Here is a 10,827-nt window from a genome sequence, read left to right on the forward strand (position 1 = left end):
ATTATCGCTCATGTCAAAATGAATTCGATTTTGATAAAATATATTTATGTTGACTACTGACAATTTCAAGTCCCTTTTTATGTTTTGCACCATAATACACCGCATTAATCTGCGTATTCTTCAGCAAGTATAGACGGAACTGTTTGAAAAGCTTCATGTCCGGCTTAAATCCTGAGGTCCAGAACTGGTTCAGATGTCCCTGATAGGTCATGCCTTTAATGTCATACAGCGCCCTGCCCATCACCTTCAGCGGCTTATTATGAATAAGTGCAGAGATACCGGCAGTGCTGTTAATCGTGACCACCGCTTTTGAGTGGGTCAGCAGTTCAGGCATCGGCAGGTCGTGGACGTAGATCACACGGTTATTAATGCCGTATTTTTTACCCAGCTGGCGGATAAGCGGTCCGTATAAACGGTGTCCTCTGTCCATCGGGTGATGCTTAATCACCAGAAACTCCGTTGACGGCGCTTTCCTGGCGAACGAGTGCATCACTTCATTGATGTAATCACGCACGTCTTTATACGGGCTGTGATTGCGGATCTGGCTGTCGTTATATACCTGCAAAATCGCCAGATAATAGCGCTGATCCAGATCCGTCTGCAGTTGCTGCAACACATTGCGCTGGCGGAAGGCATACAGTTTTTTACGCCACGCAGCACGGGTCCAGCAACGCGCCTCATACCACGGCGAGAAGGATTTATGATGCCGATATTTCGGGAAGTCGTGGCGATAGCGCCAGCCTGCCAGATAATACAGGGTCGCATGACGGACGCGCTGCCAGCCTGAGGGTTTCAGGTGTTCGATTTCCGGCATGGTCATCGGTGGCAGGCTGCGGTAAAACTCCGCATCGCGCGGCAGGCTGGAATAGGCATTCACGCCGTTCTGTTCCAGCGTGATGTAATGCGGGCGCAGATAGCCTTCTTCAAACGCGAGGAATCGCACGCCTTTTGCCTGCGCCCAGCGTTTAGCGGCCTGATGCAACGGACGACAATCCCCGAAACACACGATGGTATCGAAGTCGTATTCCCGCCAGGTTTCTTTCAGCCAGGTCGGAAACTCATCAGGCGTCTGCTGGTACAAGCGGTATTCACGCTTACGCGAATACAGCCTGTCTCCGCCGTTGAAAACGACGTTCACCGCTTCCCGCCCCAGAGACTCAAGCCACTGCGCTAAATCACTGAAGAAAGGTCCCATCGGGCCCTGCAACAGCAAGTATTTTTTTCCAGAAAGTAATGTTGTAAGCGCCTTACTGTCCATTTCTGTCCGATTCCGTCAACGCCTCAGGCATTAGTAAGAAGCTGTTCTCAGGTGCTTAAAGTCACCCGGATCAGCATGAGCAGTTTTCTGTAATAACGGACTATCCTGCCCGCTTTTATTCTTGTGAATTGCATTTCTGCCCGTGGGGTCGCAGCGAGAAGTTCAACCGCCTGCTCCGCCAAAATGGGCTCCCGACTTTGCGGGTCGATATACGACGGGTACGCGATCAGCGCCTGGTAAACCACGTCGTCTACACTGAGGCTGCGCAGCCGGCGTGAACATTCATGCTCATCCTGCGTCAGTCCCCATCCGGCATAAAACGGCATGCCGTAACACGCCACTTTTTTGCCATGTAATAAGGCTTCAAATCCCGACAACGACGTCAGGGTATGCAGCTCATCAGCAGCCTGGATACACTGAATAATGTCAGCATCCAGCGCCTGACTGTTTGCCCAGCGGCTGACATCTTCCGCAGGAATATGTCCCTGCCGGTTGCCCACCAGAACATCCGGGTGCGGCTTATAAATGATGTAGGCGTCAGGATTGCGCTCACGCACCGTGCGCAGCAAATCACTGTTGGTGCAAATCGACATCGTTCCCGTCAGGATCGACGCGTCGTCTTCCACCTGTCCCGGCACCAGAATCACCGTTTTACCCGCCGCTTCGGCTGGCAAGGTAAACGCAGCGCCGAGGTTATATTTACTGACTTTACTGGCGACCAGACGCTGACGCAGCGCAGCGGCACGTTGTTGCTGAAATGCCGTCAGCTGACTGTGGTTCAGCAAGCGCTCAAGGTCGCTCGGTCGTGTGGCATCGTAATAAATGCCCGATTTATCCAGCACCAGCGACAGCGGCGGATGCAGGTCAGAACCCAGACCGGCCGAGCGCAGAAAGCCGTCTTCCATACGCCATTGCGGGATCTGCTGTTGCGCGGTCTGCGCACCCCAGCGTGATTCGCCTTTGATCCCCCACACCACGCAGGCGGTTTCACCGGCATAGCGTTTACTGAAATTCACTTTATTGCTTCTGGTTCGCAGAAACGGCGCCAGAATGCTGCGCTTCCACAACGTCAGCCCCGGCGACCATAAGCGTCCTGCCCGCTGCTGGTGATGACGTCGTTGCATCGAAAGCCAGCTAAGTACATCAAATAACGTGCCACTCTTGCCGCTCACCGGATTGATGTACCGGCTGTAACGCAAACAGGCCGCGCTGAAGATATCTTCCAGACTGGCTGTACCGCGCCGCGCACGAAGCGGTTCAGACTGAGCATGACGGTCGTCCGTTAATCCCCAGCCCGCATACCACGGCTGTCCGAACACGCTGACCGGTTTTCCTGCCATCAGCGCCTCAAAGCCATAGTTGGACGTCACCACATACACGCGATCGACCAGACGCAGCAAAGATTGCGGACTGACGTTTTCCGCCAGCAGTTTGATCCGCGGCTCCTGTTGCGCCAGTCTGGCAATCTGCGTGAAATAGCCCGCTTTCTTACCGTGCAAAACGTCCGGGTGGATCTTCACCCAAATCTCAGACTGCGGATTATCAGCTATCGCCGACCGCAGCATGTCATCAAACTGTTCAGCGCCGGCATTGCCGTAAACCACCGCCATATCGCCGAAGGTCTGATCGACCACTAACACTGCGCCTTGCTCAGGCCGGGTCAGCGTACACGCCGGTGCCTGGTTGTATTTCGACAAGTCACCGTCAACAATCATCTGCATGGCCTGACGTGCGGCATCATGCAGCGGCTGGTTCTCTTCCCGCTGGTGGATCAGCCGCTCAAGCGTGCTGGGCTGCGAGGCGTCGTAATACATGCCCTCTGTATCCAGCACCATGGAAAGCGGTGCAGCGCCACTAACGCCCAGCTCGAGAGAACGGATAAATCCGTCCTCGAGGCGCAATACCGGCAGGCCTGATTTTGCGGCCAGGGCGACGGCTTTATTACCGGTTGGCCGGTATCCCCACACAGCAATCTGCGTGATGTCTTCCGGCACTGGCCGCAGCAGAGAAAGCTTGCGGCACGGCTGACCGAGAAACTCATCCAGATGCGGGATGCGTTGAATTCCCGCAGAAAAGATCCCAATCATTAAATTGTCAGAACCACTTTCGCGGCAACGGCCAGCTGATACAGGATCGTTGAAATACCGCGTGTGACTTCGATGTTCTTCGATTCGTATTTCGGCAGCACCATCAGCTCATCGCCAGGTTGCAGCGTTTTCACGTCTTCCGCGTTAATCGCTTCGCCGTTCTGTTTGATCAGGATGACTTTCGAGTTACCCGCTTTCTGCGTATAACCGCCGACTTTGTCGATGTAATCATCCGGGCTCAGACCTTTCTGCCAGCTCACCGCATTCGGGAACAGCACTTCGCCGTGGATCATAACCAGCGAGGTTTTCTCAGGAATATTGATGACGTCGCCGTCTTCGAGGATCACCTGATTCAGGTTTGTTTCGCTCAGCACCACTTCACCTTTCGGCACCACCTGACGGGCTTTCGCCACGAAACGGCTGACCAGCTGGGCTTCCTGCGCACGCAGACGCCCTTCTTCCTGCGTCGAGGATTGTGCGGACAGAGACGCTTCTTCCAGTTTCTGCAACGTCAGATCCAGCATCTCTTTCTGACGCAATGCGACAGAACGGCGATAAAGCTGGATGGAGTTAATCTGCGACATAGAGTTGGTGCGGATTTTCGGCAGCAGCTGGCTCATAGTGGCGCCATACGGCAGCACGACGGCGTGTTCACCGGAATGCGCGCCTTCGATGCGCACCTGAATGGTGCCCGCGTAACGGTCAGAGCTGACAATCAGTTTGTCGCCATCCTGCAATGAGCGACCCGGCGCGGAGCCCAGCGGATAATACTCGCTGCGCTTCATGCTGCCCTGCTGGCGGATAATGGTCATGTGCGTCGCGCCCGGTTTCGGACGCGCCCAGCTCAGGGCTTCGCTGACCGGGATCGTGCTGTCACGGAATTCAAAGTCGTAGCTGTTGAAGACATCGCCTTCCACGCTGAACGTGTGCTGACGCGGTCCGACCACGATGGTATCGCCATCAGAAAACTGCGACAGGCGCAGGTCACCGTTGAGCAGGAAATCGTACAGATTGATGCGCGAACGCACGCGGTCGTTATGTTTCACCACGATGTCGACATAGCTGCCGCGCTCGGTATCCACGCCACCGGCTTTGCTCAGGTAAGAAAGCAGTGAGTCAGACGCCACGCCGCCGTACAGGCCAGGATTGGTGACATAACCGGTGACAAACACTTTCACCGGCTGCGCCTGAAGCAGTGAGGCATAAACGTTCACGTTAGCCTGATAAACCTGTTTCACTTTGGTGGTGATCACGCTGTTCAGCTGGCTGTTAGACACACCGGCGACTTTCAGCGGCCCGACGTTCGGCAGGAAGATATTACCTTTCGGATCAACGGTCAGCGCGCCGTCAAAATTGAACGCGCCCCACAAACGGATTTGAACCTGATCGCCCAGGCCGACAATGTAATTCGGGTTGAATCCGATGCTGGCCGCGTTATCAGCCGCCGCGCTGCCGGTAAATAACTGCGCACCGAACATACGGCTCATGACCGCAGGCACCGGAGGCGGTGGCGAATCATCAAAACCGGTATCAGAACCGGTCTGCTGCGTCTGCCCGGTTAGAAAAGTCGGCAGCGGCGCGGCGCCGGTCATGTTCGGATCGGCGTTGATCCCGATGGCATTTGCCTGGGTAAGCTGGCAGGCCAGCAAAATTAAAACGGACTTCAATAATTTCATAACAAGCTCTGTGTGCGATTCTTCAGGCAAAAAGGGATAGCGGTACAAACCACATCAATCTTTATGGTCATCGATAACGGCCAGCAATAATTTAATCGTTCCGAATAACAGGCAGCACACCAGCAGCCAGCTTGCGATCATATAAGGGATATTCGGGAACGTGGTTTCTTGCGGGAGCTGCGGTGAGCTGATCACCGAGAGCACCTTCAGTTTTCGTGCCGCTTCAACACGGGTTTTCTCCACCGATGTCAGCGTGAGTTTGTAGAGTTCAGTATCAAACTCGACTTTCGATTTAATGCTGTCGAAATCTACCGCCATGCTGTTCAGCTGATGGCCATCCGGCGCGGTGATTTTGCTTTTTTCCTGATCAATCTGCTTACCCAGAGAGGTAATGGCGTTCTGCGCGCTGATCACCTGCGGCGCATCATCGCGCAGGTAGGTCAGCAGGTTGCGCAGTTCCGCTTCCATCTGGATTTTTTGCCCCATCAGCGTATTCACCAGCGTGGTCGCTGCAATCGCCTGAGCCTGCGGATCGAGAATATTGTTGTGGTTCTGATATGCCAGCAGCTGGGTTTTACTTTCATCCAGACGGGCGCGGGCTTCACGCATTTCGTTTTCAGCAAAAGCCTGCTGATCACGGGCAATCTTATGCGTGATTTCGTTGATGAAACGTTCGGATTCTTTGAGAACGGCCTGGTTGAACTTCTCGGCAAATTCCGAGGTAAAACCCTGCGTGCCGATGGTCAGCATGCCCGATTTATCGTCATACGTGACGGCAATCCGGTCGCGGTAGTAATTCAGGAACTGCTCACTGCTCGCATCTTTTGGCAGGTGATACAGAAAATCCAGACCGCTTTTACCGAAAACGGAACGGAAATCGAGTTGCTTATCCAGAACGGCCAGCATGTCAGGCGAGTTGATGTATTCTTTTAAATACATGGCGTCCTGAGCGGTGCTGGGATTCCCGGCACCCAGCAGCAGGCCAACGTTCAGGCTGGAACCGCTGATGTCGTTAGAGCTTTTGATCGCGACGGTAGATTCGCTGAGATAGCGCGGACGGCTGAAGATCACCAGATAGATGATCAGCAACGCCATCGGCAGGCCGATCACAATTTTGCCCAGATTGCGGTTCAGCGTGGCCATATTAAAATGAGGAGATCGACGAACCCGGGCAATGTGTTCCCCCGGCCATGCGGACTTCAATTTTTCAATAAACATTTATTATCATCATGACAAACAGCACGTTTTTAGTGTCGTGCTTTATTAAAAGTACCGTGAAAACCTCATTTCCCTCGCATAAGGATCACGGTGCGCAAAGAGTTTAATCGTGCTTCATCGTCAGTCGAAAATACGAACCAGGCCTGCGACGTTCTTTTCTTTATCCGTCACCAGCAACACCGAAACGCGGTGCTTTTGCATCAGCATTTCAGCATCCGTAATCATCATGTCAGCCGGTAAAGTCAGCGGCGAACGAGTCATCATGTCTCTGGCACACGCGCTGTCGAGCTGCGCATTCTTTTCCATATAACGACGTAAATCGCCATCGGTAATGATGCCGGCCAGCTGGTTCTGCGCATCATTTACCGCCACCATGCCCTGACAACCGCAGGTGATCGCCGAGATAACCTGGCGGAACTCCGTGTCTTCGGTAATGGTCGGCACATTTGCCTGCATCACGTCGGAAACGCGGGTCAGCAAACGGCGCCCCAGCGAGCCGCCCGGATGGTAACGGGCAAAATCTGTCGGCAGGAATTTACGCTGATGGATAAGTGCCACCGCCAGCGCATCACCGATCGCCATGGTGAGCGTGGTCGATGTCGTCGGTGCCAGATTATTCGGACAGCTTTCGCTTTCCATCATCAGTTCAAGCGTCGCATCAGCATGTTTAGCCAGCGTCGATTCGCTGTGGTTGGTGATCGCAATAATGCGGTTACCAAACTGACGTAACGAAGGGATAAGCTTAAGAATTTCGTCGGTTTCCCCGCTGGCTGAAATCAGGATCAGCAGGTCATACGGCGTAATCATCCCCAGATCGCCGTGGAAGGCTTCTGCAGGATGAATAAAGAAACTGGGGGTTCCGGTTGAGGCCAGCGTCGCAGAAATTTTGCGCCCGACATGTCCGGATTTTCCCATTCCGGAGAGGATCACGTGGCCTTTGCATTCAACAATCAGCTTCAGCGCCTTCTGGTACTGAACGCTGTCGAGGTGTGAAGAAAGACGGTGTAAGGCGTCAGCCTGTTCAGAAAGCGTACTGCGCACCGAGTCAATCAGACCGGGCTGTAAGGATACAAGACCAGCGCTTCCAACTACCTGATTATCTGCCACTTTAATACCCTGAATACCCTTCCGGGATAAAACTCACTCAGCGACTACACTTAAGAGTGGTTATTTATTTTGGTTAGCCGATCAAGTAAATGCACGGAGACGAATTCCATTTCCTGGTCTGGCCGGTCGACGCTGTCTGGCAGCTGGAGGGAATTGAATGAGAAAAGCGAGAACCTGAACGATGCAGAGGCTCGCGAGCAAAACATGAACTTACAAACACGCGAAAAATGAAACAGATTCACATGGGTTATTGATAACCGAAACACATTCATTCAATTCACGCGTTTTTTTAACATAGGGCACGAAATAACACAAACTCTATCAGACTTGTCCTAGGAATTTATGACATTTCGCGATGTTGTTGTGACGAATAAAAATTATCAACCCCCTGTTTTATAACCATTTACACTTAGCTAGCACAATTAATCATAGCGAATTAGCACTATAAGCAGCCTATTATTAACCAATAGAAATTTAGCCGTGAATAAATGTTTCAAATGAGTGATTTAAATTAATGTTTCGAGGAGGCCATTATGGCAAGCGGATGGGCGCAAGATGGCGCGGTACAAGATCAGATTGATTCCACAGTGAACGACGCGGTTGAACGAGCGCGTCAGTCGCTCGGCCATGGCGAAAGTGCGCATTATTGTAAGGAGTGCGGTGACCCCATTCCTGAAGCACGCCGGGAAGCGCTGCAGGGCGTGCAATATTGTGTGAAATGTCAGGCAGAGATAGACAAAAAACAGCAGGATCATGCCGGATACAACAGGCGCGGCAGCAAAGACAGTCAGTTGCGCTAGCATTTTTCCTTATGACCGGTTGCACCATTTTGGTTCACCCAGGGCGAATTCCGGTCTGAATTTCGCCCTTCCCTTCTTAACATCTGCTTCAAAACTGAGCACTGGTTTTGCTCAGGTTCTAATAAAGTTAGAGCGAGTTATCATTTGAGCAGCACAATTGTTAATTAATGATTGTTTAAAATACAACATCTGGTTAATGATGAAGCCATGCACCATCAAAGAACATTTCAACATGTAACAACGCACCATAATAGTGCCTTGATTCATAAAAATGCCGCTTGATCGGTTCAGCAGCGCGATAACCTATTGAATTTTAATATGCATAAAGTCTCGCATAAATTCTGGCATAAATTTTGCATTAAAGCGCCGTAACCCAATGCCGTTCCCATAATATGTACAAAGGAAATTCACTGATGAAGTCACTGTTAAAAGTTTCCCTGGCCGCGTTGACTCTGGCCTTTGCCGTTAGCTCCCACGCAGCAGACAAAAAACTGATCGTAGCTACCGACACTGCGTTTGTACCGTTTGAATTCAAACAAGGCGACAAGTACGTCGGCTTCGACATTGACCTCTGGGACGCGGTCGCCAAAGAGATGAAAGTCTCTTATGAACTGAAACCAATGGATTTCGGCGGCATCATTCCTGCCCTGCAAACACACAACATCGACCTGGCACTGGCCGGTATCACCATCACCCCTGAGCGTAAAAAAGCCATCGACTTCTCTGATGGTTACTACAACAGCGGTCTGATGGTAATGGTTAAGAGCAATAACGACGCCATCAAAAGCGTTGCTGATCTGAAAGGCAAAACCGTTGCAGTGAAAAGCGGCACCAGCTCCGTTGATTACATGAAAGCCAACGTGCAGACCAAAGATCTGCGTCAGTTCCCGAACATCGACAGCGCTTACATGGAACTGGGCACGGGCCGTGCTGATGCGGTCATGCACGACACGCCAAACATTCTGTACTTCATCAAAACTGCCGGTAAAGGTCAGTTCAAAGCGGTCGGCGATTCACTGGCTGGCCAGCAATACGGTATCGCATTCCCGCAAGGCAGTGACCTGCGTGAGAAAGCCAACGCCGCGCTGAAAACCATCAAAGAGAATGGTACTTACGCAGCAATCTACAAAAAATGGTTTGATACCGAACCTAAATAAGCTGTTTTTAATTTAAGTCGTTCCTTTTTTAAGAAAGAGCACTTGAGAAGAAGCGCCTGTCAGATGCAAATCTGCACAGGCGCAGTTTGTTGTTTTACCAGGAGATAATCCATGCAGTTTGACTGGAGCGTAATTTGGCCCGCTCTGCCTATCCTGCTCGAAGGCGCTAAAATGACATTGTGGATTTCGGTCCTCGGTCTGGTTGGCGGTCTGATTATTGGTGTGATTGCGGGTTTTGCCCGCGCGTTTGGTGGCTGGTTTAGCAGCAACGTCGCACTGGTCTTTATCGAGCTCATTCGCGGTACGCCTATTGTCGTACAGGTAATGTTCATTTATTTCGCACTGCCGATGATGGTTCCCGATCTGCGTATCGACCCGTTCAGCGCGGCGGTGGTGACTATCATCATCAACTCCGGTGCTTATATCGCTGAAATTACGCGTGGCGCGGTGTTGTCGATTCACAACGGATTCCGTGAAGCGGGTCTGGCGCTGGGTCTGTCGCGCCGTGCGACGCTGCGCTACATCATCATGCCGCTGGCGTTGCGCCGCATGTTGCCACCGCTGGGTAACCAGTGGATCGTCAGCATCAAAGACACCTCACTGTTTATCGTTATCGGTGTCGCCGAACTGACCCGTCAGGGCCAGGAAATCATCGCCGGCAACTTCCGCGCCATGGAAATCTGGAGTGCGGTTGCTGTTATCTATCTGATCATCACGCTGGCTCTGAGCTTTGTTCTGCGCCGCTTAGAACGCAAACTGAAAATTATATGATTGAATTCAAGAACGTCTCAAAACACTTTGGTAAAACCCAGGTGCTCCACGACATCGATCTGAACATTTCTCAGGGTGAAGTCGTGGTTATCATCGGGCCATCCGGCTCGGGTAAATCCACACTGCTGCGTTGCATCAACAAGCTGGAAGAAATTACCTCCGGCGAGCTGATTGTTGATGGCCTGAAAGTGAACGACCCGAAAGTCGACGAACGCCTGATCCGCCAGGAAGCGGGCATGGTGTTCCAGCAGTTTTATCTGTTCCCGCACATGACCGCACTGGAAAACGTGGCGTTCGGCCCGATCCGTGTGCGTGGCGCGTCGAAGGAAGAAGCCAATAAACAGGCGAAAGAGCTGCTGGCAAAAGTCGGGCTTTCCGAGCGCGGTAATCACTATCCGTCAGAGCTTTCCGGTGGACAGCAGCAACGCGTGGCCATCGCCCGTGCGCTAGCTGTTAAACCAAAACTGATGCTGTTTGATGAGCCAACCTCTGCGCTGGATCCTGAACTGCGTCACGAAGTGCTGACGGTAATGAAGCAGCTGGCAGACGAAGGCATGACGATGGTTATCGTGACCCACGAAGTCGGCTTTGCCGAGAAAGTGGCTTCACGTCTGATCTTCATCGACAAAGGTCGTATCGCCGAAGACGGTAAACCGTCTGAACTGGTGAACAACCCGCCAAGCGAACGTCTGCGCGAGTTCCTGCAACACGTTTCCTGAGCGTGATGCTGCCCTTCTCCTCCCCCTGCGAAGG

The 10,827-nt window shown here is 52.3% G+C and carries 9 protein-coding genes; 4 read left to right on the forward strand and 5 right to left on the reverse strand.

Features of this window, described 5'->3' with window-relative positions; translation table 11 throughout:
• Window positions 1-13 precede the first annotated feature (13 nt).
• The 5 genes from UC15_RS16385 to UC15_RS16405 all read right to left on the reverse strand — a co-directional run bounded on the left by UC15_RS16385 (window position 14) and on the right by UC15_RS16405 (window position 7,346).
• Complete coding sequence (locus UC15_RS16385) at window positions 14-1,258, reverse strand: capsule biosynthesis protein (RefSeq protein WP_112289424.1); 1,245 nt, start codon at window positions 1,256-1,258, stop codon at window positions 14-16.
• A 47-nt stretch (window positions 1,259-1,305) separates the two neighbouring features.
• Window positions 1,306-3,345, reverse strand: coding sequence for a capsular polysaccharide biosynthesis protein (locus UC15_RS16390; RefSeq protein ID WP_112289425.1), 2,040 nt, complete (start codon window positions 3,343-3,345; stop codon window positions 1,306-1,308).
• Entirely contained in the window at window positions 3,345-5,021 is a 1,677-nt protein-coding gene (locus UC15_RS16395; RefSeq protein WP_112289426.1) for a polysaccharide biosynthesis/export family protein, read from the reverse strand. The genes UC15_RS16390 and UC15_RS16395 overlap by 1 nt, the downstream gene beginning before the upstream one ends.
• A gap of 54 nt (window positions 5,022-5,075) precedes the next feature.
• Window positions 5,076-6,164, reverse strand: coding sequence for a capsule biosynthesis protein (locus tag UC15_RS16400; protein WP_198659718.1), 1,089 nt, complete (start codon window positions 6,162-6,164; stop codon window positions 5,076-5,078).
• 195 nt (window positions 6,165-6,359) lie between these two features.
• Window positions 6,360-7,346, reverse strand: coding sequence for an SIS domain-containing protein (locus UC15_RS16405; RefSeq protein WP_129639012.1), 987 nt, complete (start codon window positions 7,344-7,346; stop codon window positions 6,360-6,362).
• Between the two features lie 533 nt (window positions 7,347-7,879).
• Between UC15_RS16405 and UC15_RS16410 the strand changes: the two genes are divergently transcribed.
• The 4 genes from UC15_RS16410 to glnQ all read left to right on the forward strand — a co-directional run bounded on the left by UC15_RS16410 (window position 7,880) and on the right by glnQ (window position 10,793).
• Window positions 7,880-8,146 carry a DksA/TraR family C4-type zinc finger protein gene (locus UC15_RS16410; protein ID WP_112289429.1) on the forward strand — a complete coding sequence of 89 codons (267 nt, stop codon included), beginning with the start codon at window positions 7,880-7,882 and terminating at the stop codon, window positions 8,144-8,146.
• A gap of 413 nt (window positions 8,147-8,559) precedes the next feature.
• Window positions 8,560-9,303: a glutamine ABC transporter substrate-binding protein GlnH gene (glnH, locus tag UC15_RS16415; RefSeq protein WP_013574683.1), complete on the forward strand. Its 744-nt coding sequence runs from the start codon at window positions 8,560-8,562 to the stop codon at window positions 9,301-9,303.
• A 111-nt stretch (window positions 9,304-9,414) separates the two neighbouring features.
• On the forward strand, window positions 9,415-10,074 hold the full coding sequence (glnP, locus tag UC15_RS16420; protein ID WP_013574682.1) for a glutamine ABC transporter permease GlnP: 660 nt from the start codon (window positions 9,415-9,417) through the stop codon (window positions 10,072-10,074).
• Entirely contained in the window at window positions 10,071-10,793 is a 723-nt protein-coding gene (glnQ, locus tag UC15_RS16425) for a glutamine ABC transporter ATP-binding protein GlnQ (RefSeq protein ID WP_112289430.1), read from the forward strand. Before glnP ends, glnQ begins: the two co-directional genes overlap by 4 nt.
• Window positions 10,794-10,827 lie beyond the last annotated feature (34 nt).

It is taken from the genome of Rahnella sp. AN3-3W3 (genome assembly GCF_003263545.1).
Classification (GTDB): domain Bacteria; phylum Pseudomonadota; class Gammaproteobacteria; order Enterobacterales; family Enterobacteriaceae; genus Rahnella; species Rahnella variigena.

Bases quoted from the DNA above. Each gene is read 5' to 3' on its own strand.
- glnH (WP_013574683.1), top strand. From the start codon at position 8,560: ATGAAGTCACTGTTAAAAGTTTCCCTGGCCGCGTTGACTCTGGCCTTT.
- UC15_RS16400 (WP_198659718.1), bottom strand. From the start codon at position 6,164: ATGGCCACGCTGAACCGCAATCTGGGCAAAATTGTGATCGGCCTGCCG.
- glnP (WP_013574682.1), top strand. From the start codon at position 9,415: ATGCAGTTTGACTGGAGCGTAATTTGGCCCGCTCTGCCTATCCTGCTC.
- UC15_RS16410 (WP_112289429.1), top strand. From the start codon at position 7,880: ATGGCAAGCGGATGGGCGCAAGATGGCGCGGTACAAGATCAGATTGAT.
- glnQ (WP_112289430.1), top strand. From the start codon at position 10,071: ATGATTGAATTCAAGAACGTCTCAAAACACTTTGGTAAAACCCAGGTG.
- UC15_RS16390 (WP_112289425.1), bottom strand. From the start codon at position 3,345: ATGATTGGGATCTTTTCTGCGGGAATTCAACGCATCCCGCATCTGGAT.
- UC15_RS16385 (WP_112289424.1), bottom strand. From the start codon at position 1,258: ATGGACAGTAAGGCGCTTACAACATTACTTTCTGGAAAAAAATACTTG.
- UC15_RS16395 (WP_112289426.1), bottom strand. From the start codon at position 5,021: ATGAAATTATTGAAGTCCGTTTTAATTTTGCTGGCCTGCCAGCTTACC.